This window comes from Enterobacter sp. BNK-8 (assembly GCF_048685095.1).
Taxonomy (GTDB): domain Bacteria; phylum Pseudomonadota; class Gammaproteobacteria; order Enterobacterales; family Enterobacteriaceae; genus Enterobacter; species Enterobacter quasiroggenkampii.
The window spans coordinates 1,759,972-1,780,749 of record NZ_JBLQTN010000001.1 but is presented as its reverse complement, the minus strand read 5'-3'; the positions used below and the strand labels follow the sequence as shown (position 1 = coordinate 1,780,749).

At 55.6% G+C, this 20,778-nt stretch carries 24 protein-coding genes; 7 read left to right on the top strand and 17 right to left on the bottom strand.

Annotation, left to right across the window (positions count from 1 at the left end; genetic code table 11):
- The gene (locus ACMGGU_RS08615; RefSeq protein ID WP_420300418.1) at nucleotides 1-1,236 is read right to left on the bottom strand and encodes a tyrosine-type recombinase/integrase; all 1,236 of its coding nucleotides are present in this window, start codon (nucleotides 1,234-1,236) and stop codon (nucleotides 1-3) included.
- A gap of 323 nt (nucleotides 1,237-1,559) precedes the next feature.
- On the opposite strand from ACMGGU_RS08615, the gene ACMGGU_RS08610 reads away from it, so the two are divergent.
- Nucleotides 1,560-2,030, top strand: coding sequence for a hypothetical protein (locus ACMGGU_RS08610; protein WP_420300417.1), 471 nt, complete (start codon nucleotides 1,560-1,562; stop codon nucleotides 2,028-2,030).
- Between the two features lie 47 nt (nucleotides 2,031-2,077).
- On the opposite strand, the gene ACMGGU_RS08605 is transcribed toward ACMGGU_RS08610, so the two are convergent.
- Both ACMGGU_RS08605 and ACMGGU_RS08600 read right to left on the bottom strand, forming a co-directional pair.
- Nucleotides 2,078-3,001: a LysR substrate-binding domain-containing protein gene (locus ACMGGU_RS08605; RefSeq protein ID WP_420300416.1), complete on the bottom strand. Its 924-nt coding sequence runs from the start codon at nucleotides 2,999-3,001 to the stop codon at nucleotides 2,078-2,080.
- 24 nt (nucleotides 3,002-3,025) lie between these two features.
- Nucleotides 3,026-3,562 carry a MarR family winged helix-turn-helix transcriptional regulator gene (locus tag ACMGGU_RS08600; RefSeq protein ID WP_048030625.1) on the bottom strand — a complete coding sequence of 179 codons (537 nt, stop codon included), beginning with the start codon at nucleotides 3,560-3,562 and terminating at the stop codon, nucleotides 3,026-3,028.
- Between the two features lie 130 nt (nucleotides 3,563-3,692).
- Here ACMGGU_RS08600 and ACMGGU_RS08595 point away from each other — a divergent pair, with 130 nt between their 5' ends.
- The 3 genes from ACMGGU_RS08595 to ACMGGU_RS08585 all read left to right on the top strand — a co-directional run bounded on the left by ACMGGU_RS08595 (nucleotide 3,693) and on the right by ACMGGU_RS08585 (nucleotide 5,821).
- Nucleotides 3,693-4,853 carry an MFS transporter gene (locus ACMGGU_RS08595; protein ID WP_045910445.1) on the top strand — a complete coding sequence of 387 codons (1,161 nt, stop codon included), beginning with the start codon at nucleotides 3,693-3,695 and terminating at the stop codon, nucleotides 4,851-4,853.
- 79 nt (nucleotides 4,854-4,932) lie between these two features.
- On the top strand, nucleotides 4,933-5,370 hold the full coding sequence (locus ACMGGU_RS08590; protein WP_420300415.1) for a glyoxalase: 438 nt from the start codon (nucleotides 4,933-4,935) through the stop codon (nucleotides 5,368-5,370).
- 13 nt (nucleotides 5,371-5,383) lie between these two features.
- Nucleotides 5,384-5,821 (top strand): VOC family protein, encoded by a 438-nt coding sequence (locus ACMGGU_RS08585; protein WP_262823341.1) that lies wholly within the window; start codon nucleotides 5,384-5,386, stop codon nucleotides 5,819-5,821.
- 125 nt (nucleotides 5,822-5,946) lie between these two features.
- Here the strand turns inward: ACMGGU_RS08585 and ACMGGU_RS08580 are convergent, their stop codons facing one another.
- Together ACMGGU_RS08580 and ACMGGU_RS08575 are read right to left on the bottom strand one after the other, a co-directional pair.
- Nucleotides 5,947-6,840, bottom strand: coding sequence for a dihydrodipicolinate synthase family protein (locus ACMGGU_RS08580; protein ID WP_420300414.1), 894 nt, complete (start codon nucleotides 6,838-6,840; stop codon nucleotides 5,947-5,949).
- Nucleotides 6,841-6,861: 21 nt separating this feature from the next.
- Nucleotides 6,862-7,557: a B3/4 domain-containing protein gene (locus ACMGGU_RS08575; RefSeq protein ID WP_045910441.1), complete on the bottom strand. Its 696-nt coding sequence runs from the start codon at nucleotides 7,555-7,557 to the stop codon at nucleotides 6,862-6,864.
- 43 nt (nucleotides 7,558-7,600) lie between these two features.
- Between ACMGGU_RS08575 and ACMGGU_RS08570 the strand changes: the two genes are divergently transcribed.
- Both ACMGGU_RS08570 and ACMGGU_RS08565 read left to right on the top strand, forming a co-directional pair.
- Nucleotides 7,601-8,203, top strand: coding sequence for a helix-turn-helix domain-containing protein (locus tag ACMGGU_RS08570; protein ID WP_048223019.1), 603 nt, complete (start codon nucleotides 7,601-7,603; stop codon nucleotides 8,201-8,203).
- Between the two features lie 63 nt (nucleotides 8,204-8,266).
- The gene (locus tag ACMGGU_RS08565; protein ID WP_008502363.1) at nucleotides 8,267-8,728 is read left to right on the top strand and encodes a GNAT family N-acetyltransferase; all 462 of its coding nucleotides are present in this window, start codon (nucleotides 8,267-8,269) and stop codon (nucleotides 8,726-8,728) included.
- A gap of 240 nt (nucleotides 8,729-8,968) precedes the next feature.
- Here ACMGGU_RS08565 and ACMGGU_RS08560 read toward each other — a convergent pair whose 3' ends face one another.
- Nucleotides 8,969-9,541 (bottom strand): flavin reductase family protein, encoded by a 573-nt coding sequence (locus ACMGGU_RS08560; protein ID WP_021241342.1) that lies wholly within the window; start codon nucleotides 9,539-9,541, stop codon nucleotides 8,969-8,971.
- A gap of 128 nt (nucleotides 9,542-9,669) precedes the next feature.
- On the opposite strand from ACMGGU_RS08560, the gene ACMGGU_RS08555 reads away from it, so the two are divergent.
- Entirely contained in the window at nucleotides 9,670-10,569 is a 900-nt protein-coding gene (locus ACMGGU_RS08555) for a LysR family transcriptional regulator (protein ID WP_420300413.1), read from the top strand.
- Nucleotides 10,570-10,658: 89 nt separating this feature from the next.
- Here ACMGGU_RS08555 and ACMGGU_RS08550 read toward each other — a convergent pair whose 3' ends face one another.
- The 11 genes from ACMGGU_RS08550 to paaE all read right to left on the bottom strand — a co-directional run bounded on the left by ACMGGU_RS08550 (nucleotide 10,659) and on the right by paaE (nucleotide 20,776).
- Nucleotides 10,659-11,141, bottom strand: coding sequence for a glutathione peroxidase (locus ACMGGU_RS08550; RefSeq protein ID WP_420300412.1), 483 nt, complete (start codon nucleotides 11,139-11,141; stop codon nucleotides 10,659-10,661).
- 52 nt (nucleotides 11,142-11,193) lie between these two features.
- Nucleotides 11,194-11,937 carry an SDR family oxidoreductase gene (locus ACMGGU_RS08545; protein WP_420300411.1) on the bottom strand — a complete coding sequence of 248 codons (744 nt, stop codon included), beginning with the start codon at nucleotides 11,935-11,937 and terminating at the stop codon, nucleotides 11,194-11,196.
- 102 nt (nucleotides 11,938-12,039) lie between these two features.
- Nucleotides 12,040-12,636 (bottom strand): phenylacetic acid degradation protein PaaY, encoded by a 597-nt coding sequence (gene paaY, locus ACMGGU_RS08540; RefSeq protein WP_025757959.1) that lies wholly within the window; start codon nucleotides 12,634-12,636, stop codon nucleotides 12,040-12,042.
- 9 nt (nucleotides 12,637-12,645) lie between these two features.
- Nucleotides 12,646-13,581 carry a phenylacetic acid degradation operon negative regulatory protein PaaX gene (gene paaX, locus ACMGGU_RS08535; RefSeq protein ID WP_024908033.1) on the bottom strand — a complete coding sequence of 312 codons (936 nt, stop codon included), beginning with the start codon at nucleotides 13,579-13,581 and terminating at the stop codon, nucleotides 12,646-12,648.
- A 185-nt stretch (nucleotides 13,582-13,766) separates the two neighbouring features.
- On the bottom strand, nucleotides 13,767-15,083 hold the full coding sequence (gene paaK, locus ACMGGU_RS08530; RefSeq protein WP_167213120.1) for a phenylacetate--CoA ligase PaaK: 1,317 nt from the start codon (nucleotides 15,081-15,083) through the stop codon (nucleotides 13,767-13,769).
- Between the two features lie 27 nt (nucleotides 15,084-15,110).
- Nucleotides 15,111-16,316: a 3-oxoadipyl-CoA thiolase gene (gene pcaF, locus ACMGGU_RS08525; protein WP_048223005.1), complete on the bottom strand. Its 1,206-nt coding sequence runs from the start codon at nucleotides 16,314-16,316 to the stop codon at nucleotides 15,111-15,113.
- On the bottom strand, nucleotides 16,316-16,738 hold the full coding sequence (gene paaI / locus ACMGGU_RS08520) for a hydroxyphenylacetyl-CoA thioesterase PaaI (RefSeq protein ID WP_008502373.1): 423 nt from the start codon (nucleotides 16,736-16,738) through the stop codon (nucleotides 16,316-16,318). The genes pcaF and paaI overlap by 1 nt, the downstream gene beginning before the upstream one ends.
- A complete protein-coding gene (gene paaH, locus ACMGGU_RS08515; protein WP_420300410.1) occupies nucleotides 16,728-18,152 on the bottom strand; it encodes a 3-hydroxyacyl-CoA dehydrogenase PaaH in 1,425 nt (474 codons plus the stop codon). Before paaH ends, paaI begins: the two co-directional genes overlap by 11 nt.
- Before the next feature lies 1 nt (nucleotide 18,153).
- Nucleotides 18,154-18,942: a 2-(1,2-epoxy-1,2-dihydrophenyl)acetyl-CoA isomerase PaaG gene (gene paaG / locus ACMGGU_RS08510; protein WP_420300964.1), complete on the bottom strand. Its 789-nt coding sequence runs from the start codon at nucleotides 18,940-18,942 to the stop codon at nucleotides 18,154-18,156.
- Nucleotides 18,942-19,709, bottom strand: a complete 768-nt coding sequence (gene paaF, locus ACMGGU_RS08505; protein WP_414746596.1) for a 2,3-dehydroadipyl-CoA hydratase PaaF — start codon at nucleotides 19,707-19,709, stop codon at nucleotides 18,942-18,944. Before paaF ends, paaG begins: the two co-directional genes overlap by 1 nt.
- The gene (gene paaE / locus ACMGGU_RS08500; RefSeq protein WP_223540419.1) at nucleotides 19,706-20,776 is read right to left on the bottom strand and encodes a 1,2-phenylacetyl-CoA epoxidase subunit PaaE; all 1,071 of its coding nucleotides are present in this window, start codon (nucleotides 20,774-20,776) and stop codon (nucleotides 19,706-19,708) included. The genes paaF and paaE overlap by 4 nt, the downstream gene beginning before the upstream one ends.
- Between the last annotated feature and the right edge of the window lie 2 nt (nucleotides 20,777-20,778).

The following is a 20,778-nucleotide window of genomic DNA, read 5'->3' as shown; positions in this document are numbered from 1 at the left end:
TCAGGCACTCCTTTTCTTAATTACTTTTACTGTATTTTCTTCACCCACCAGCCCATCAAGGTAGTCAACCCATCGGTCCAGTGCTTCTTGCTTTTGAGGGATATACTTGCTGCGGTTATAGATTCCGGCCACGCCCTTTATGGTATGCCCCAGCAGCTGCTCTACGACCATAAAATCAACGCCCATATCGTTAAGGCTTGTCGAGAAAGTTCGTCTCAAATCATGTAATGACCAGCGTTTTTCATGTTTCAAAGAGATAAAGTTTGTGCATCCCATCGTACTGACGGTTGAATCAGATTTCAGTTCGCCAAGTATGTAGCCTCTCCTTTTAGTCTCTTCGTGCAGGTTTACGATCCACTGGCGCATTTTTTGAGGAACGGGGCGAATAATTTCTTCGCCGTTTTTACTGTGCTCTTTAGGTACTGTCCAAATCCACTTATCGAAATCCCACTCATCCCATGTAGATAAACGCGCCTCACTCAGCCTGCAACCAAACACGAGACACAAAATCGCCATCCTTTTTTTGTAATTCATTACACGGGTTTTGCCTTTACCATGAAAGTACACTCCCCACAGATCGGCGACGTAGCTTTCCTCAAGTAGCCGCTCTCTCTTGCTCTGATACTTACCAATATCGCCTGGGCTTAAGTCGTCCAGCACATTACACCGCACATACTGGCGTACCCGGCAGTATTTGAAGATCTGCTTTAACTCAATCAGCATTGCAGCAGACTGAACCGGCGCGATTTTCTTTATGCGGTCGAAGCACTTGATCCAGTCAGACAGGCCGCATTTATCGACAGGAAACCCGCCGATGTAGGGAAAGATGTATCTCTCATAACGGCGATAGAGTCTCACAGTCTCTTTGCGTTTTTCCCTGGCATAGTTATCAAACCAGTAATCAACAGCGTTCTTAACAGTCACAGGAGTGAACAGGCTCTCTTTGGTGAGTTTGTTCTCTATCCTTGGATCAAGTCCCTGCGACAGCCATCCCCGACACTCGTCCCTTTTCTCCCTGGCCTGTTTAAGGGTCATATCTGGATACTTGCCTAACGTCATCCAGACGGGAGCGCTTTGTCGGCCGGAATGTCTGAAGAAATAAACAAAACTCACTGTGCCACTCATGCTCACTCTGACAGACAGTCCGCGACCATCAGCCACCATCTTTTGACGCGGCTGCGGTTTACCATGTAAGGCTTTTAACGCCTTGTCGCTTAACTTGTTCTCACCCGCCATAAAACCTCATTCTGCAATACACATTGCAATACACACTTAACTGCAACGCCGAAAAACAGTAGAAAAGCAATGCAAACAACATTTCTTTCTTCTTCATAATTAACAATGAGTTAATGAATGAATCTGGTTCTTCATGCGTACCCATGAGGTAGTGTGATGGATAATGGATCATCATCCAACGTTGAGTAAAACTCACATTAACTTCCACTATTTATCGTTTTTCAAAAGTATCCGCGTTGAATACCATCAGTTCATCCTTGGTATATTGCTGACCAGAAACTGATAGCGAAATTCAAATAATAATATATGTATATGGAGCACCTATGACCCTTGATATTTTATTTTACCTAATGAAAATGATCTCACCTGAAAAAAACATCGCGGGTGAAAATATTCATGCGTTAATAACGTTACTTTCGTCAGAAAACGATAGCGCTGAGGTCCTTTCACCCTTTATTCATCGCCTGCATCTGCTCTCTTTTGCCCAAAGCAATCCGCGTAATGCCGAAGAGTTACTCTCTGCGCATTTACCCAAAGATGACGGGATCCTTCCGGTTCTGGACTTCGCGGACTGGCCCCGGGTGCGTTACGTGGGGTCAGGTGAAGTTCAGACGCCTGAATCTGAGGAGTACTTCCGTGAAATGACATCGGCTACCAATCTGTTACGTTCTGCGCTGATCGAAGCTGAACGCGCAAAGGGAACGCCTGCGCTTTATATACTGGATAAATTACTCAACCTGAACAGCGCCCTGCCGGAAAGATATAAAAAGATGGCAAATATTCCCTACGCATAAATACGTTCACTATGCGGATTATCTCCCTGTTAATATTCCGCTATTTATTAAATCCGCTTTTCATTGAAATCAAGACAGACAATATCCAAAGAGGGCACCACTGGCGCATTAAGGTTAAGCCAGGTCAGCAACCGTTCAATACTCTGTCCTCTGAGCGAATTTTTGGGCCAGACAAGGTAGTAACCGTCTCCTGTTGCTATCGCCTCCCTGAAGGGCAGCGCGAGCAGGCCGCTTTTCAGCGCGTCGAGCGTGAGCCGGAGATCGGCCATCGCCACGCCGTGTCCGTGCATGGCCGCAAGGCTTCCCTGCTCCAGGGTGTCGAACACGATCCCACCGCTCATGTCGAGGCCGGGGAATAAGCCCGTCCTTTTCAGCCAGCGCTTCCAGTCCCGTCTGTCCGGTGACGGATGAATAAGATCGCATTCTGGAAGCTTATGCCGGGCAGGCTCCAGCAAAGACGGCGTACAAACCGGAATAAGCCATTCGCTGAACAGCAGCCGGCTCTCCGTTGACTCGCCAAAATAGCCGTTCCCGAGGAGGATCGCACAATCGTAGGGCTCGCGGCTGAAGTCAACCGTGTCGAAGTCCATCCAGACGCTGGCAATTTCGATTTTCGGCTTCGCGTGGTTCTCGCGGAAGGATTTAAGCACATCCAGAAGCCATCGCATCGTCAGCGAGCTGGGCGCTTTGAGGCGCAGAAGGTGGTTTTCACTTTTGAATGCGCGACAAGCCCACTCAATAGTCGAGAAACTTTCGCTAAGCTGCCCGGCCAGAATACGCCCGGCATCGCTGACCTCTACTTTCGGACCCTGGCGTTTAAACAGCTCGCAGTCGAACCACATTTCAAGCGTCTGGACATGTCTGCTGACTGCCCCCGGCGTGATATTCAGGACTTCAGCCGCTTTGCTGAAGGAGTTTAGCCGTGCGGCAACTTCGAACGCGCGCAGCGCATACAGTGGCGGTAAAGACATACGTTCCCTTTTTGTCAGGTGTAATCATGCAGTTTTTGTATTATCGGCACTCGGTGACGTTTCACCCCATTCCTCAGCCGGAAACGTCAGCAGCAGCCCCCTGAGCAGAGACTCAAGCTGCGCGCGTTGCGCCTCAGAGAGGTTTCTCAGCAGCGCATTTTGCGTTTCCGTATGCACGAGCAGCGCCTGTTCGATACGAGCCTGCCCGTGCGGCGTCAGGCTGACGAGCGAGCTGCGCTTGTCATCAGGATCGGCAATCCGCCTGATAAGGCCTTGCTGTTCAAGATGGTTGAGCCGGTTCGTCATCGCCCCTGAAGTGATCAACAGGGATGTATACAGCTGCGTGGGCGAAAGGCAGTACGGCTCCCCGGCGCGGCGCAGCGTGGCGAGGACGTCAAACTCGCCCTCGCGAAAGCCAAACGGCGCCATGGCCTGCGCGCGTTCTTTTCCCAGGTGCTTCATCAGCCTGAGCATTCGGCCAAAAATTTTCATCGACGAGGCGTCCAGCTCGGGCATGGCGCTGCTCCACTGGCCGACAACGAAGTCTACATGGTCTTTCATCTTCACCCCGGATAGCGTGGGAATTTATCGAGTTGTGCGGTACATCTTACACAAAAACAGATTTTATCTTAACGTTAAGATAAATGCTCGCGGCAATTTGCCTGGGCCATTCACAACCGAAAAGGATGCCATGTTGAAACGTACATCACCGTTACTCTTCGCCGTTATCGCTTTTATCGTCGGGCTGAACCTGCGCCCCATTCTGGCCTCGGTCGGCCCTCTTTTCTCCGTGCTGCAGCGCGAAGCGGGCCTGACCGCGACGCAATTCAGCCTGCTGACTACCCTGCCGGTGGCGATGATGGGACTGGCTGCCCTGTGTGGCCCCTGGCTTTTAGCCAGGATCGGTGCCGTCAGGGGAATTATGCTCGGGCTGTTCATCCTGCTGGTAGCCTGTTCATTACGCGGTTTTAGCACCTCGCTGACGGGTTTGATGGGTACCGCGTTACTGGGCGGGGCCAGCATCGGCACGATCCAGGCGTTAATGCCTGCCCTGATAAAAAAGGCGTATACGCAAACGGCCAGCACGATCATGTCGCTATTCAGCACGGGCATTATGGCCGGTGCGGCAGTCGCCGCCGCCAGCGCCGAGCCGCTGTTTTCATGGCTCTCGCTCAAGCCCGCGCTGGCTATGGCAGGCGTGCTCGCGCTGCTGGCGCTGATGCTGTGGTTACCCCTGGTTAAACAGCCTCAAGGGGAACAAACAGCACATGAACCCGTTACGCTCTCTTCCTCCCGGACTGGCCTCCTTCTGCTCTTTTTTGGCGTGGGGACGGGTGCCTACACGCTGGTCTTAGCCTGGCTGCCCCCGCTCTATATTCAGGCAGGATGGTCAGCACGCAGCAGCGGCTATATGCTGGCCTGGCTGACCTTAACCGAGGTGGCCGCCGGGTTTGCCGTCTCCGCGCTGATCGGTAAATTCCCCGACCGCCGTGTTCCGCTGATAACTGTACTGTTACTGCTGCTCGCGGGGTTACTGTGTCTGGTCTTCTCTCCAGGTACGACGCCGGTCTTATCAACCTTGCTGCTTGGCATCGGTATCGGCGCCCTCTTCCCGCTGTCGCTTATCGTCACGTTCGATCATGCGCGAACGCCCGCGCAGGCCGGGAAGTTACTGTCTAAAGTTCAGGGAGGAGGATATATGATCGCCGCGCTCATGCCGTTAGTTGCAGGGATCGTTCGCGACAGTTCGGTCTCGCTGACCAGCGCCTGGCTGGTGATGAGTGCAGGAGTTGTGCTGTTGATCGTTATCGCGTTCACTTTCAAACCCACCGTGAACGTGCAGGCGCGGTGAATGCGATACCATAATTGAGAGTCGTATTTAAGACGGCTCTACGCTAAATTCCATCATTTCAGGCTATTAAGGAGTGGATATGTCGCAGACGTTACCGGGAATTGATGTCATGTTCGTCGCCGGGTTCGGGCCCATTTCACAGGATACAGCGTCCAGCACCGCGTTTTATATCCAGACTCTTGCACTGCCGCTGAAGCCGATGGAGGGCAATGCCGATTATCTGCTCACTGAAGAGGGACGCTTACCGGGCGTGAAGCATTTTGCCGTCTGGCCGCTGTCACAGGCGGCAACGTCCTGTTTTGGTGAAGCGCAGTGGCCCGTGGAGCATCCGATACCGCAGGGATGGATTGAATACGAGGTGCAGGATCTCGATTCCGCTACCCGTGTTTTGAGTGAAAAAGGCTATCGGTTGTTGATCGCCAACCGCACAGAACCGTGGGGGCAGACAGTCACTCGCCTGCTCAGCCCGGAAGGTTTACTGACCGGTCTGACGATTACGCCGTGGCTGCGTGGATAGAGGATGTTATAAGGTGCTGGCTTATATCACGATAGGGACAAATGACTTTCAGCGCGCCGTGAACTTTTATGACGCTATTTTTAACGTGCTGGGCTATTCACGTCTGCCCGCCTGGACTGATAGCTGGGCAATGTGGGGAAACGAAAATCATCCGGATGACGAATTTAGCTTCTGCATTTGTCCTCCTTTTGACCAGCAACCCGCGACGGCGGGAAACGGGACAATGTTCGCATTCAGAGCCGATAACGCGGAAATTGTCAGACGCTTCCATACAGCGGGCCTCCGTGCGGGAGGAAAGGATGAAGGCGTGCCCGGTACACGAACCGCCTACGGCCCCGATTTTTATGTTGCCTATCTGCGCGATCCTGACGGGCATAAACTGGCATGCGTTTACCGGAATTATTCACCTGATGCGGATACGCTCTCAGGAGAGGAAGAGTCACGTCACTAATAAAGTTTTAAAGTATGGTCCGCTTTTAGCGAAGAGCGGACCTAAAGAACTTGTGTCAAACATCTGACGATTGATCCCCCACCAGGTTTCAAAAGGACCGGTAGAGACCCCGTCATGCGGAGAGATCACTTCAGCTCCAGCATGCTTATCACATGGGCAATATCCGCGATATCACCAGCTGACAATGGTTGCAGAGGTCGAGGCAGGCAATCCATGTCGGTAAGCCCAAGCACACCAGCAGCAGCGGCAATAACGCGAATACTTCCGCCATGTTTCCGGAAGAGCGACCACAACGGCTCAAGGCGGGTTGTCAGGGCTGTAACGCGTTGATGATCGTTTGCCGCCGCAGCTTCGGTGATTTGTTTCGCCATCTCAGGGAACAGACCGCCACACACGGAATACCACACTTCACAACCGGCGTTTAATCCCAGCCCCGCATAAGCGTCGCCACTAATACCGATTGTTACGCCAGGGCGCAAATGTTGACGTAACGCATTCACCCGCTCAATCGCTGCAGCGGGGCTATCCGGGACGCCAGGGATCTTGACCGAGCGAACCCCCTCAAGTGAGGAGAGACGACCGTGGAGTTCATCCGTAAAGGTAAAATGCGTAGTGCCCGGATTATCATAGATACACACCGGTACAGAAACGTGCCGGGTAACGGTCTCAAAGAGTGAGAAGACTTCTTCGTCACGGAGTGGCTGGTAACTGACCGCCGGGAGTAACAGCGCATTCGCACCAGCTGCCTGTGCATCATCTGCCAGATGCAGAATGGCATCGGTACTGACCGCTCCCACACACACCATAACGGGGATGTTCCCTGCATGCTGTTTTGCCAGCGTTGCTACGCGCTTGCGCTGCTCCCGGGTCAGATAGGCGTAGCTTCCGGTTGACCCCAGGATGCCCATAGAATCAACCCGAGCGTCTGTAAGACGGGAAAGAATATGGCTGAAACCCTTTTCATCCACGCCGCTGACAGTGACTGGGGTTAATGGAAACGCCGACAAACCGGTAAACATAACTGTTTCTCCTGAAGGGTATTACTGCTGTTGTTCTTCGATGAGAGCAACTTCAAACCACAGACCGGGCATCATTTTTTCCAGGCCGTCGGTCAGCATCTTCCCGGCTTCGTGAAGTCTATCCAGCGGCATCTGCGGGAGACTCTCCAGAATGAACCACATTTCCTGAGCTTCCACGCCTAAGCGGGTTCTGATCCCCTGTCGCCAGTTCCAGCGACGGCAGGTCACGCCAATATCATCACACCAGATAACCTCGCCTTGTGAAGGATACTCAACGGTGGCCTCTCCCTCTTTGACGGTATCAAAAGGCTCTGTTCCTTTTGCCACAGTCAGACGCGGCGCCCCCTGATAGGCAGAGAGATTCTCTCCACCAACCGGAACGGCATAGCGGAGACTAACGGCATTATAAAGATCAACGATAGGATCGAGCGCTGGCATCGTTCCGTCACGTAACACGCGCTTGCGTAACGCATCCGCTGAGCAAGGAGTGCGTTTAGGTTTAGCACCAAACTTTTGAAAAACGTCGGCCCATGCCGCCAGATGAGAGTCCGCCCACTCTGGTTCACCGGCCAGAACGGCTTCACAGGCTTCACGCAGCGCCATTTCTCCAGTGTCGGGATTAAGCACTGGCGCAGCTTTTACGCAGATGCTGAGTGCCCGAAAACCGGGAGCAATACGATAAATTTCAGGGGCAATTGACGGCGATACTGTTAGCACGTGATAATCCTGTAATGACCAATTTATTCCATGATAATGACCAATGACCAAAAAAGTCAATTTAATGACCGATGCAAATTCGATCGCCAGTTCCGTGAATGAAGCCGTATCGCAGCGAATAAAACTGTATCGTAAGCAAAAGAAAATCTCCCTTGATGAACTCTCGCGTCGGGCAGGCGTCAGCAAGGGAGCGCTGGTTGAGATAGAGGGATGCCGGGCGAATCCCAGCATTGCCCTGCTATGCCGCCTGGCTGCCGCAATGGGGGTTTCAGTGGCTGATTTTGTGGATGTCAGTTCAAAACCGACCGTGCATCTCATCGCTGAAGATGAGATCCCTGAATTGTGGGAAGGTGAAAAAGGCGGGAGAGCAAGATTGCTAGCAGGGTCGGGTGGCCCTGATATGACCGAGCTCTGGATGTGGGAAATGCAGCCGGGGGAAAAGTTTGCGTCCCCCGGCCACACGGAAGGAACGCTTGAACTGTTTTATGTGCAGTCGGGCACGCTCACACTCGGCGTGCAGGATCACGTGTATCGGGTAAATACTGGCTGTTCGGCAACCGCCAGAACGGACGTTCCTCATTTCTATGAAAACCAGGGGGAGAACCCGCTGGTATTTATCATGACAGTACATGAAAAAGCATCCTGAGCATTCCCCGGCATAGAGGACAGCCCTGTGCCTCATCACAAGTAGCCCAAAAGGAGGAGTTCGGTGAATAATCAGCATCTGCGTTTTACCAAAGACAAATTTATTGTCACAACCGATCCCAGCTTTTTTCAGCTGGAAGCCATTCACGATTACCTCTCGCAATCGTCCTGGGCTCCTGGTATTGATGCTGAAACGGTCAGGATATCAATCCAGAACAGCCTTTGTTTCGCGCTCCTGGATGGAACAAGACAAATCGGCTTCGCCCGTCTGGTCACAGACTATGCCACTTTTGGTTATTTGTGTGACGTCTACGTGCTGAACGATTATCAGAAAAGTGGTCTTGGACGTTGGCTGATTGAATGCTGTCATGCCCATCCATTGTTGTCACGTCTGCGACGGATAATGCTGGTAACCGACAGCGCGCCATGGTTATACCAGAAGCTGGGGTATAACCCATTGAACCGACCAGATTTTGTCTGGCAAATCAATCGACCCGATATTTATCGTAACCCCGGGCAAAAATAAAAGTACTTTTCAGAGAGTAATGATAAATGTGAATCCGCAGGGCCTGTCACTCTGATGCAGAAGAATTTGCTCTTTTAGCCGAACGAATCTTACGACATCCGCTTCTGGCACTGAGCGGATATGCTAACTGAGCTAAAGGTCCGCTGTGAGTGAGAAGCAAACATCTTAAGTAGGTTGTTCTTTTATGCTACTACCTCTATGTAGCCATGTTATATGGCTACATTTATGCAGAAGTAAGGATTAGTCTTTTCCCGGCCCATAATTAAATTTTGTCCCTTTGCCAATGGCGTAAAACTGTCCGCCAGCAACGTAATGGACAGTACGTAATTCATCTGGTGCATCATCAAAAATCCAGTGCCCATTTTTGAAAACGCGGTCATCACTCCATGCTCCGACAATTTCCCCCATGAACAAGTTGTGCTGCTTTTCATTTTCTTCATTGGGTATGACCTTACATACTAACCAGCCAGCGCAACCTTCCACTAAAGGCAGATCAAACTCTTTCTGATAAAATAGTGGGATTTTACTATTTTTATCGGGTGTGTCGGAATAACTGTGACCTCCAGCATATAAAACCATTTCCATCTGATTTACTACTGGGATCTGTACAACGTAATATCCGCTTTTTTCTACAAGCCCGCGAGTAAATGCCTGTGGACCTATAAAAGCCATCACTTTGTTATTGCCTACTAATCCCACCCAGGCCGCTGCCATGACATTTTCAATGCCATCATTTTTAGCCGATATCATCGTCGTTGGCCCGACCTGTAATAAACGATAGGCTTTGTTTAACTCTACTGGTTGAATTGACATAGTTTACTCTTTTGAGTTCTGATAAAAAGTAAGACAGGTTACTTATTTGATTGTTCTATTATATGGCTGGAATAGTTGCAAATTAATTGCTATTATCAAAATACATTATTGCAGATTTCACAATAATCATGGACAAACTTGACGCTCTAAAATTTTTTATCATCGCCTCTGAGACCTTGAACTTCCGCGAAGCAGCCATCAAGCTGTCGGTTTCACCATCAGTAGTAACCCGAACAGTCGCTGAGCTGGAGAAACAACTTGGTGAACCTTTATTCAAACGCAATACTCGTTCGATCTTTCTCACTAGTTTCGGCGAACTATTTTTACCCCAAGCGAAGCGACTGCTTGAAGATTCTGAAAAACTATTTCAGACAGGGAAAGATGATAATGACATGAAGGGTATTGTTCGTATCACATTACTTCGATTTCCAAATCATGAACAAATCTTGTATGAACTATTGACTGCACTACGTCCCTATCCTGAGTTATTTATCGACTGGCGTTTAGATATGATGAAACTTGATACTATTGAGCATCGTATCGATATAGGTATACGCGTAGGGAGAGAACCTAACCCAAACTTTATCATTAAAAATATCGGACAAGTTGAACATATTTTGGTTGCATCCCCTGAACTTATTGAGCGCCTGGGAGCACCTACTGATTTAGAAGATCTTCGACAGCGTTATCCATTTAGTGGTTTAATTAATCCTGAGACGGGAAAATCATTTGAATTTATGAGTGACGCAGTAAATACTTTTGTCCCTCGTCATATTGAGTTTTATACTACAGATCCATATGCCGAAATTCAGGCTGCATTGGCCGGGAGAACGGTTGTACAGTCCAGCGACTTTATCTGTAGGGAGTACTTAGCAAGCGGCCAACTTGTTCCCCCATTGCCAGAACTGCGACAGGAGAAATGGCAATTTTATTTATATCGGCCTTACCAGCTGATTACTCCAAAAAGGGTGACGGTCGTTTTCTTGCTATTAGAAAAAATATTACGCAAATATTTCGCATCAAAATAACATTCTCCTCCATGTCCGCATCTGGCACAGAGCGGACATCAGAACATCGGCTATCCCCGACAAATAGATGGTTTTAGCGACAAAAATACTCACCTTCCCAGTGCCGCAACAATTGCCCCCTCCATTTTCTCTGGCGTAGTCATTGGTGCAAAGCGCTTGAGGGGTTTACCGTCACGCCCGACAAGGAACTTGGTAAAGTTCCACTTAATCCGCCCACCCAGCACGCCGGACAATTCGTCTTTCAGATAACGAAACATCGGATGTGCTGCGGCACCGTTAACCTCGACTTTCTCGAACATGGGAAAGCTGACGCCGTAGTTAATGTAACAGGTCTTTGAGATTTCATCGGCACCGCCAGGTTCCTGCTTACCGAACTGGTTGCAGGGGAAGCCAAGCACCACCAGACCTTGAGCGGCATATTTTTTAAACAGTGCTTCAAGACCCGCATACTGGGGCGTAAAGCCGCACTGGCTGGCCGTATTTACAACCAGAACCACCTTACCCGCATAGTCGGCCATAGAGATCGGTCGGCCATCAAGGCTGGTAGCGGTAAATTCGTAAAAGCGCGTCATCTGTATGGTCCCTGTTCTGCTTAATCGAGAGGTGGATACAAAAATACGAGGTTCATGACTGACATTCCAGATCTTCGCGAGTGGGCCCCTGAAAGTAGACGGTACCAATATGGCAGCTACGGGGCTGAGTGAGCACAAAACGCACCGTTTCCCAGACAGATCGTCCATTCATTAAGCGCTCCCCCACTCGTGAGCGATCGTCGACAAGCGCGTCTAACCCGGTAAGTTCAAAATCGGGTGGATACAAGCCGGTCACCCTTATATTTTCCCGGGACAATTGTTTTGACAGTTTGGTGATAAAGCCGCTCATTCCATGTTTGCTGGCAAAAAAAGCGGGATGGGCAATGGAATCTGTAAAGTTCGGAATACCGCATGCGGATATAATCGCAATGATGTCTGCGCCGTCTGAACGTCGCAATCCTGAAAGCAGCGCCTGGGTGAGCAGGATTGAACCTGTCAGGCCTGAACTGACGGTATTGACGATTTCTGTGCTCGATTGTTCGTCTAGAGTCCCTGACAGCCACTGAGCAGCATTCAGTAGTAAAATATCAATTGGCCTGTCTGAATGTAAGACCTGCGAAGAGAACTGAGAAACGGATTCCGGCTGGGCTAAATCGCAGAGATATCCTCTTGCCACCCCCCCTTCAGCCGCGATGAGGGCGCAGGTTTTTTCGATATCCTCTACCCGACGGGCGCTAAAATCCACGTCAACGCCCTCTCGCGCCAGCCAGACGCACAGCGCCTGACCAAATCCCCCACCGCCACCCGTGATAACAGCGCGTTTTCCTCTCAGCATAACTCTGCGTCCTTTATCGTGATGAGTCTGTGTCGGAGGATTTATAGCATGGCGAGCCGGGGTAACATCTTCCCGTTAGTGCCGTGGCGCGAACTTCCCGTCCTACACCGCCGACTTCGGCCTCAAATTCTCGTCAAACGTCAGCCGCTTCCGTTCAGGCTCAACCTCGCGCAGTGGCTCTACCTGATGCATCGTCAGCTTGCAGCGCTCCACCAGTACCTGATATTCCCGCGTGCCCTGCTGCTTCCAGGCCAGTTCCTGCTCGCTCAGCTCACGGATCGCCTTAGCCGGGCTGCCGATGATCAAATGGTTGGCAGGCATCTCCGCTTTGGCCTTCACGAACGCCGCCGCGCCGACGATGCTGTTTTCACCAATGACCGCCCCGTCCATCACCACCGCGTTCATGCCCACCAGCGCATTGCGGCGGATCACGCAGCCGTGAAGAATGGCGCTGTGGCCGATGTGCCCGTCCTCTTCCACCACCGTGTCCTGCTCCGGGAAACCGTGCATCACGCAGTTATCCTGAATGTTCGCCCCGTCTTTCACCACGATACGGCCAAAATCACCGCGCAGGCTGGCATTGGGACCGACGTAAACGCCTTTGCCCAGAATCACGTCGCCAATGAGCACCGCTGTGGGGTGAACATAGCTCTCGTCAGGCACGACCGGCGTCAGGCCGTCAATTTGATAAACAGGCATCTTCCCTCCTTATGCGCTTGTAAGACCACCAAAGCGTTGATAGTAGAGCGTGCCGGGCACGGGCAGTTCGCCGACAGAGGTTTCGCCCTTCTCGCTGACAAACGCCAGCGCCCCCGGCGCGACACGCTGATAGATATTAATGCAGAGCTGTCGGGCGCTTTGTCCTGCCCAGTGCGCAGGCAGTAACTCTTCCGGCAGCAGCGGGTCCTTCAGCACCACGCGACGATAAAAGTGAATCAGCAGCAGCTGGATCTGGAAGCAGCGTTCCGGCGTCAGATCCTCCGGCGCGGCCTCTTTCAGCAGCGGCAGCAGCGGCCGGAACGAGCTGATAAACGACTCATACATCGCGTTTTGCTCGGTTAACTGCCAGCACTCTTCTACGCGTGAACGCAGCGCGGCGCGCGAGAGCGCCAGCGGCGAGTGGGCTTCAAAGAAAATCACGTTTTCCGCCACGCCGGCATCGTGAAGCAGGGACTGCACGTCCGCCAGATGCTGTGACGGCGAGGCCATCAGGCTCGGCGCCAGCGTGCCAAACCCCTGCCAGATCAGCTGCTTTTTAACGTCGGCCAGGGTGGTTTTATCCAGCCCCTCGGAGAGCAGCAATAACCATTTACCATCCCAGGCGGGCAGTTCCGCGCGGTAGATCTTATTCTCCGCGCGACGCGTCAGGCGCAACCCCTTATCGCTCAGGCGGTAAAAGCTGCGTCGCCCGATGCGCGAGACGTCCAGCCAGCCTTCTTTGTTGAGGCGAAACAGCGCGGTACGCACGAACCGTTCGCCAAACCCCATGCCTTCCAGTAAGGCAGCCAGGCTGCCGAGCCAAATCTCACCGCCGCGATGGGAAAGCGCGTCACCGTATAACGAGGAGATAAGCGAAGTCCCGCTGACGGGAACAGAGCTGACCGCGTGCTGGATAAAGGCGTCGAGTTTATTCATGTGATTCATTCTGTTGTTATTTTTGTCCTGGATGAATCATAGCATAGGACCCTCACCCTGACCCTCTCCCCAGAGGGGAGAGGGGAAAATGCCACACCGAGCAGTCCCTTCGCCCTTTCTGAGGAGGCAAAAGACCGCACCGTACCGTCCCTTCTCCCCTCCGGGGAGAAGGCCAGGATGAGGGGGGTGTTGTTTTAACCGTTGGCCGCAACTTTACGCAGGTCAAACACCCGGCAGGCTTTGCCCTCCGAGCGCGGGATGCTGCCGCAGTTCACGATCATGACGTCGGTAGAAATCCCCACCATCGACTTAATACGGTGGCGCAGCTGGTGGCACACCTGGCAACGCTGCTCGTGCGTCAGCGTCAGGCTGCTCTCTTTCAGCTCCACCTTCACGGAAAGTGAATCAAGATGTCCGCGACGGTTCACCTCAAGCTGGTAGTGTGGAGAAAGGTGTTCGAACTTCACAATCTCCTCTTCCAGCTGCGACGGGAAGACGTTAACGCCGCGAATGATCAGCATATCGTCGCTGCGGCCGCTGATGCGGTCCATACGGCGCATGCTGCGCGCGGTTGCCGGGAGCAGACGCGTCAGGTCGCGGGTGCGGTAGCGGATCACCGGCAGCGCCTCTTTGGTCAGCGTGGTGAACAGCAGTTCGCCCTGCTGGCCGTCATCCAGCGGCGTGCCGTCGTTCGGGTTGACGATTTCCGGGTAGAAGTGATCTTCCCAGATGGTCGGGCCGTCGACGGTTTCGATACACTCCATCGCCACGCCCGGCCCCATCACCTCGGAGAGGCCATAGATGTCCAGGGCCGTAATCCCTAAGCGTTTTTCAATTTCACGGCGCATGGCCTGCGTCCACGGCTCGGCGCCGAAGACGCCCACGCGCAGGGAACAGGTGCTGGCATCGCCGCCCATCTGACGTTCCAGCTCCTCAATCAGGTTGAGGCAGTAGGACGGCGTCACCATGATCATGTCTGGCTGGAAGTCACGGATCAGCTGCGCCTGTTTCTCCGTCTGGCCGCCGGACATCGGGATCACCGTCGCGCCTAAGCGCTCGGCACCGTAGTGCGCCCCCAGCCCGCCGGTAAACAGGCCATAGCCATACGCCACGTGAATTTTATCCTTCGCACTGCCGCCCGCGGCGCGCAGGGAGCGCGCCACCAGGTTGGCCCAGTTGTCGATGTCGCCCTGGGTGTAGCCGACAACCGTCGGTTTGCCGGTGGTGCCGGATGATGCGTGAATGCGCACCACCTGCTCCATCGGCACGGCGAAGGTATCGAACGGATAGTTATCCCGCAGATCCTGCTTGGTGGTGCACGGGAACTTACGGATATCCGCCAGCTCTTTGAAATCGTCAGGATGAACGCCCGCAGCATCAAACTTGCGTTTGTACATCGGCACGTTGTTATAGGCGTGATGCAGCGTCCATTTCAGACGCGTGGTCTGCAGCGCCTGTAACTCGTCAAGGGAGGCCGTTTCAATCGGATCAAGCTTTGTTGTATTTGTCATTGTAGGGTACTCACATTGTTTTTATGCTCAAACACGCTCAAGGATCATGGCAATGCCCTGACCCACACCGATGCACATCGTACACAGCGCGTAGCGCCCGCCGCGTCGGTGCAGTTCGTTACTCGCGGCCAGCGCCAGCCTGGCGCCGCTCATGCCCAGCGGGTGGCCCAGCGCAATCGCGCCACCGTTCGGGTTGACGTGCGCGGCGTCATCCGGCAGGCCCAGTTGACGCAGCACGCCCAACGCCTGCGCGGCGAAAGCTTCGTTAAGCTCAATGACGTCCATATCGTGAATACTGAGTCCGGCGCGCTCCAGCACCCTGCGGGTGGCCGGCACCGGGCCGAGCCCCATCAGACGTGGCTCCACGCCCGCCGTCGCCATCGCCACGATCCGCGTGCGAGGAACTACCCCCTGCGCCAGCGCCATCTTCTCGCTGGCGACGATCAGCGCCGCCGCGCCGTCGTTAACCCCGGAGGCATTTCCGGCCGTGACCACCCCGTTTTTACGGAACGGCGTTTTCAGCCCGGCAAGCTGTTCGAGCGTGGTGTCCGCGCGCGGATGTTCATCCACGCTGAACTCAGTGATCGCCCCTTTTTTACCCGGCACCGGCACCGGGACAATCTCCTGCGCCAGAACGCCGTTCTGCTGCGCCTGCGCGGTACGCTGCTGGCTGCGCAGCGCGAAGGCGTCCTGATCGGCACGGCTGATATTTAACAATTCAGCTACATTCTCTGCCGTTTCCGGCATACTGTCAGTTCCGAATTGCTGATGCATGAGCGGATTCACAAATCGCCAGCCGATGGTGGTATCGAACATCTCCGCCTGTCGCTGAAACGCCGCGGTAGCTTTGCCCATCACAAACGGCGCGCGGGACATCGACTCCACGCCGCCCGCGATCAGCAGGTCGCCGTCGCCCGCCTTAATGGTGCGCGCGGCAAAACCAATCGCGTCCAGCCCGGAACCGCACAGGCGGTTGATCGTCGTGCCGGAGACCGTCTGCGGCACACCGGCCAGCAGCGACGACATGCGCGCCACGTTGCGGTTATCTTCCCCCGCCTGGTTGGCGCAGCCGAAAATCACGTCGTCAATCCGCTCCAGGTCGAGCTGCGGGTAGCGGGCCAGCAGCGCGCGCAGCGGCACAGCACCGAGATCGTCAGTTCGAACAGCGGAAAGCGCGCCACCGTAGCGGCCCACCGGGGTTCGAACGCCATCACAAATAAATGCGTCACGCATCAGGCCTCTCCTGTCACGCTGCCGCCGATGCGGTGAGATTTTCCGCGAAAAAGGGCGACGGTTTTCTGTTGTTGGTTTTGGATTTCAATGTCATACACGCCGGTCAGCTTGCCCTGATGCTTCACCCGCGCGGTGGCGGTGAGCGTGTCCCCAGCGAAGCCCGGACGCAGAAAGTCAATCGAGCAGCCGGAGGCTACCGCCGCCAGCCCCTGGCTGTTGCAGGCGTAGGCAAAAGCGGTGTCCGCCAGCGAAAACAGCTGGCCGCCGTGGCAGGTCTTGTGGCCGTTCAGCATCTGCGGGGTGATGGTCATGGTCACCACCGCGTAGCCCTCGTCCATCTCGACAATGTCCATTCCCATCGCCTGCGCACAGGCGTCCCGTTCGTACATGGTGCGGGCGTTATGCCAGGCGTTATGACTCATAGCTACTCTCCAGAAGCGCGCGCTGGCGCAGCAGTGAACAGGGGCGATAGCGCTCTTCGCCGTAATGACGCTGCAGGTTCTCCAGCAGCGTCAGCAGGCGCTGCCAGCCCAGACGCTCGCCCCAGGCGATCGGCCCGCTCGGGTAGTTCACGCCCAGGCGCATGGCCGTGTCGATGTCCTTCTCGCTGGCGACCCCTTTTTGCAGGGCATCCAGCGCCTCGTTGGCAATCATCGCCAGCGTCCGCCAGATCAGCAGGCCGGGATAATCGGCAATTTGCACCACCCGATGCCCCTGCTGCTGCAGGTAGCGGATGGCTTTTTGCGTCGCGGTATGCGGGTTGCTGGCGGCGGCGGCAATGACCGCCACGTCACGCTCAATCCGGTCGACCACCACCACCGGGCCGTTGAGCCGCAGCGCCAGCGCCTGCGCGGTCTCGCCCTGCGTTTCAACCAGATAGACATCATCTATTTCCGTGACACCGTCACGTCTTTTTTCCACGCGCATCGGGCTATAGCTGTCGTTCACCGACTCAACCCACTTCACGTCAGGTTTTTCACCCTGCCAGTCGTACACGCCCTTCCCGCTCTTTTTGCCCAGCCTTCCTGCCAGCACCAGTTCCTGCTGAACCAGCGAAGGCAGAAAACGACGCTCCTGCCAGAAGGCGTTAAATACGGAGCAGGTCACCGCAAAGTTGACGTCCTGACCAATCATGTCGGTCAGCTCCAGCGGCCCCATCGGGAAGCCGCCGCCTTCACGCAGGGCGGCGTCAATCACCCCCGGCGGAGCGACCTGTTCTTCCAGCGCGCGCCAGGCTTCGGAATAGAACGGACGCGCGACGCGGTTGACGATGAACCCCGGCGTTGACTGGCAGCGAACGGGCTGTTTGCCCCAGTTCAGCGCCAGCTCGCACAGCGCGTCGGCCACTTCCGGGGAGGTCGCCAGCCCGCTGACCACCTCCACCAGCTTCATGACCGGCGCCGGGTTAAAGAAATGCAGGCCTGCGACGCGTTCCGGGTGGTGGACGTCCGCCGCAATCGCCGTGACGGAGATGGAAGAGGTATTGCTGGTCAGCACCGTCTGCGGCGCGCAGATCTCCGCCAGCTGGGCAAACAGTGCCTTTTTCACCTCCAGACGCTCGGAGGCCGCTTCAATCACCAGATCGGCCGCGGAAAGCGCGTCGATATCGGTGACGGGAACCAGCCGGGCAAGGATTTGGCTCCCGGCATCGGCGGAGAGCTTTCCGCGCGTTACACGGGAGGCAAGACGCTGGCGGATCCCATCGATGGCGCGTGATATCGCATCGCTGGAGATGTCGTAGATCAGCACCGGATGACCGTGGCTGGCGGCGACTTCGGCAATGCCGGCGCCCATCGTGCCGCTGCCGATCACGGCGACAGTCCGTATATTCAGCATCTTATTTCCCCGTAAAGTTCGGCGCGCGCTTCGCGAGGAAGGCGCTGACGCCCTCGCGGTAGTCGTCGCTGCGCCCGGCCAGGCGCTGATAGTCGCGCTCCAGATCGAGCTGGGCGTCCAGAGTATTGGTTTCCGCAGCGTTGATCGCCTGCTTGATCAGCCCCAGGCCGAAGGTCGGCTGCGACGCAAAATGCAGGGCCATCTGCTGTGCCGTGGTGGAGAGCTGCTCGTCATCGACCACCTGCCAGATCATGCCCCACGCCTGCGCCTGTTCAGCGCTGAGTTTGTCCCCGAGCAGCGCCAGCCCCATGGCGCGGGCGCGTCCGGCCACGCGCGGCAGCAGCCAGGTGCCGCCGCAGTCCGGCACCAGGCCGAGCTTGCTGAAGGCCATCACAAAGCTGGCGGAGCGCGCCGCAATCACCATGTCGCACCCGAGCGCCAGCGTGGCGCCCGCGCCCGCCGCCACGCCGTTAACGGCACAGATGACCGGCTTCGGCAGCTTTGCCAGGCGGCGCACCAGCGGGTTGTAGAAGGTTTCAACGGACATCCCCAGATCCGGCGCCGGGCCGTTGGGGTCGACGTTGCGGTCATTCAGGTCCTGACCGGCGCAAAAGCCGCGTCCCGCCCCGGTGAGCAGCAGGCAGCGAACGCTGTCATCGCGCTCGGCCTGTTTCAGGCACTCGGCCAGCTGCTGGTGCATCACGTCGTTAAAGCTGTTCAGACGCTCCGGACGGTTCAGCGTAATTGTCATCACGCCCTGTTCTACATGACTGAGAATAAATTCCACAATTAGCGTCCTTTAAAGTCGGGGGTGCGTTTTTGTAAGAAGGCGTCGATGCCTTCCCGGCGGTCTTCAGTGGCGGAAAGTAGCGTAAACAGCTGGCGCTCCTGGGCCAGACCGGCCTGGAGCGGCACCTCCTGTGACTGGCGCAGCGCCTGTTTGGCCGCCTGCAGCGCCAGCGGCGAGTGGCGCGCCATCAGGGCCGCCTGCTTCAGGGCATACTCCAGCGTCAGCGCCGCCGGGAAAACATCGCTCACCAGCCCGGCGTTCAGCGCCTGCTCGGCGGAAATGCTCTCGCCGGTCAGCACCATTTTGCTGGCGAGCGATTTCCCGACGCTGCGGATGAGACGCTGGGTGCCGCCCGCGCCGGGCATGATGCCGAGCGTGATTTCCGGCAGGCCGAAACGGGCGTTGTCACCGGCAATCACCACGTCGCACAGCAGCGCCAGCTCGCAGCCCGCGCCCAGCGCGAAGCCGTTCACGGCGGCGATCAGCGGTTTAGGAAAAGCGTTGATACGCGCCCACAGTTGCGGGCGAATATCGTTCAGAGTGGCGGGCAGGTCTTTCTCCGCCATCTCATTGAGATCGGCCCCGGCGGCAAAGCAGCGCTCGCTGCCGTAAATCACGCAGACGGTGATGTCGGCATCCACAGCGGCGGCCTCAAGCTGTTCCGCAAGCTGGGTCAACAGCGCGTTGTTGAGGGCGTTGCGCGCTGCCGGACGGTTTAGCGTCAGCTGCAGCACGCGGCCATGACGGGTAACAGTCAACTCGCTCATGCCATCCCCTTCGCGTCGAAGTCGACGATCACGTCGGCGGTTAACGGTAACGACTGGCAGCTCAGCACATACCCGGCGGCCAGCTCGTCCGGCTCCAGGCTGTAGTTGGTCGCCATGTCCACCTTCCCGCGCAGCACTTTGCATTTGCAGGTGGCGCAGACGCCGCCCTTGCAGGCATACGGCAGATCTGCCCCCTGACGCAGGGCGGCATCCAGAATGCTTTCGTCGTCCGCCGTCAGGGTTATTTCACGGTCGCGCCCGTCCTGGCGAACGGTCACTTTCTGTCCGCCCGCCTGCACGTGCACCGCGCGCTTAACGGTGATTCCGGAGGTGTTAAAGCGCTCAAGGTGAATGGATTTGTCCGGCATCCCCAGCGCCTTCAGCGTGGCTTCCGCGTCATCCATCATCGCCGACGGGCCGCAGATAAAGGCCTCGTCATACTGGCGAAAGTTGATCAGGGTTTTCGCCAGTGCCTGCAGTTTTTCCCCGTCGATGCGGCCATAGAGCAGATCGCTGTCCAGCCGCTCCTGGCTGAAGATGGAGACCAGCTGCAGCCGCTGCGGGTATTTGTCCTTCAGGTCCGCCAGCGCCTGGCGGAACATCATGCTCTGGCTGCTGCGGTTGCCGTAGATCAGGGTGAAATGGCTGTTGGGTTCGGTCGCAAGCGTCGCGGAGATAATCGCCAGCATCGGGGTGATCCCGGAGCCTGCCGCAATCGCCAGGTAGTGGCCTTCGCGTTCGGCCTGTGGCTGGTAGCCAAACTGCCCCTGAGGAACCATCACCTCCAGCGCCATGCCCGCTTTGATCTCATCCCGGGCATAGCGGGAGAAGCGCCCGCCGTCGATGGCTTTGACCGCCACGCTGATTTCGCCCGGGGCGGTACTCCGGCAGATGGAGTAGCAGCGGCGCAGCTCGTCTCCGCCAAGCGTCGTTTTTAACGTCAGGTGCTGGCCGGGACGAAAGCGGTAGGCCTCCTGCAGCGCCTGCGGCACCGCAAAGGTAATGGTCACCGCGTCGCGGGTTTCGGGTTCCACTTTTGCCACTGTTAATGAATGAAACGTTGTCATGG

What these genes read in the sequence shown, in the direction of transcription:
- ACMGGU_RS08615 (WP_420300418.1), bottom strand. Translation starts at nt 1,236, where the DNA reads ATGGCGGGTGAGAACAAGTTAAGCGACAAGGCGTTAAAAGCCTTACAT.
- ACMGGU_RS08610 (WP_420300417.1), top strand. Translation starts at nt 1,560, where the DNA reads ATGACCCTTGATATTTTATTTTACCTAATGAAAATGATCTCACCTGAA.
- ACMGGU_RS08605 (WP_420300416.1), bottom strand. Translation starts at nt 3,001, where the DNA reads ATGTCTTTACCGCCACTGTATGCGCTGCGCGCGTTCGAAGTTGCCGCA.
- ACMGGU_RS08600 (WP_048030625.1), bottom strand. Translation starts at nt 3,562, where the DNA reads ATGAAAGACCATGTAGACTTCGTTGTCGGCCAGTGGAGCAGCGCCATG.
- ACMGGU_RS08595 (WP_045910445.1), top strand. Translation starts at nt 3,693, where the DNA reads ATGTTGAAACGTACATCACCGTTACTCTTCGCCGTTATCGCTTTTATC.
- ACMGGU_RS08590 (WP_420300415.1), top strand. Translation starts at nt 4,933, where the DNA reads ATGTCGCAGACGTTACCGGGAATTGATGTCATGTTCGTCGCCGGGTTC.
- ACMGGU_RS08580 (WP_420300414.1), bottom strand. Translation starts at nt 6,840, where the DNA reads ATGTTTACCGGTTTGTCGGCGTTTCCATTAACCCCAGTCACTGTCAGC.
- ACMGGU_RS08570 (WP_048223019.1), top strand. Translation starts at nt 7,601, where the DNA reads ATGACCAAAAAAGTCAATTTAATGACCGATGCAAATTCGATCGCCAGT.
- ACMGGU_RS08560 (WP_021241342.1), bottom strand. Translation starts at nt 9,541, where the DNA reads ATGTCAATTCAACCAGTAGAGTTAAACAAAGCCTATCGTTTATTACAG.
- ACMGGU_RS08555 (WP_420300413.1), top strand. Translation starts at nt 9,670, where the DNA reads ATGGACAAACTTGACGCTCTAAAATTTTTTATCATCGCCTCTGAGACC.
- ACMGGU_RS08550 (WP_420300412.1), bottom strand. Translation starts at nt 11,141, where the DNA reads ATGACGCGCTTTTACGAATTTACCGCTACCAGCCTTGATGGCCGACCG.
- ACMGGU_RS08545 (WP_420300411.1), bottom strand. Translation starts at nt 11,937, where the DNA reads ATGCTGAGAGGAAAACGCGCTGTTATCACGGGTGGCGGTGGGGGATTT.
- paaY (WP_025757959.1), bottom strand. Translation starts at nt 12,636, where the DNA reads ATGCCTGTTTATCAAATTGACGGCCTGACGCCGGTCGTGCCTGACGAG.
- paaX (WP_024908033.1), bottom strand. Translation starts at nt 13,581, where the DNA reads ATGAATCACATGAATAAACTCGACGCCTTTATCCAGCACGCGGTCAGC.
- paaK (WP_167213120.1), bottom strand. Translation starts at nt 15,083, where the DNA reads ATGACAAATACAACAAAGCTTGATCCGATTGAAACGGCCTCCCTTGAC.
- pcaF (WP_048223005.1), bottom strand. Translation starts at nt 16,316, where the DNA reads ATGCGTGACGCATTTATTTGTGATGGCGTTCGAACCCCGGTGGGCCGC.
- paaI (WP_008502373.1), bottom strand. Translation starts at nt 16,738, where the DNA reads ATGAGTCATAACGCCTGGCATAACGCCCGCACCATGTACGAACGGGAC.
- paaH (WP_420300410.1), bottom strand. Translation starts at nt 18,152, where the DNA reads ATGCTGAATATACGGACTGTCGCCGTGATCGGCAGCGGCACGATGGGC.
- paaF (WP_414746596.1), bottom strand. Translation starts at nt 19,709, where the DNA reads ATGAGCGAGTTGACTGTTACCCGTCATGGCCGCGTGCTGCAGCTGACG.
- paaE (WP_223540419.1), bottom strand. Translation starts at nt 20,776, where the DNA reads ATGACAACGTTTCATTCATTAACAGTGGCAAAAGTGGAACCCGAAACC.